This window comes from Arthrobacter sp. ZBG10, from assembly GCF_001238605.1.
Lineage (GTDB): Bacteria > Actinomycetota > Actinomycetes > Actinomycetales > Micrococcaceae > Arthrobacter.
Window position 1 is genome coordinate 1 of sequence record NZ_LFQH01000119.1, and the last position, 440, is coordinate 440.

Consider the following 440-nt stretch of genomic DNA (forward strand, 5'->3'; position numbering starts at 1 on the left):
AAGATCTACAACCCCAAGGGCCAGAACTACCTTTCCGTGGACCGCGACCTGGTCCTGGCCTACAAGGAATCCGCCCAGGGCCAGCTCATCCACCCTGGCATCAACGAAGCCGGCGCCGTGGCAGCCTTCACCGCCGCCGGCACCGCCTACGCCACCCACGGCGTCCCGCTGATCCCGGTCTACGTGTTCTACTCCATGTTCGGCTTCCAACGCACCGGCGACGCCTTCTGGGCCGCCGCGGACCAAATGACCCGCGGCTTCATCATCGGCGCCACCGCAGGCCGGACCACCCTCACCGGCGAAGGCCTCCAGCACGCCGACGGGCACTCCCCCATCCTCGCCGCCACCAACCCGGCCGTGGTCACTTACGACCCCGCCTACGGCTACGAAATGGGCCACATCATCCGCGACGGCATCGAACGGATGTACGGACCGGACTC

Annotated in this window: 1 pseudogene; it reads left to right on the forward strand. The window is 67.3% G+C overall.

Going from position 1 to position 440, the window contains the following annotated elements:
* Positions 1–440, forward strand: a pseudogene (locus ACU18_RS18790) (pyruvate dehydrogenase (acetyl-transferring), homodimeric type); the annotation flags it as partial.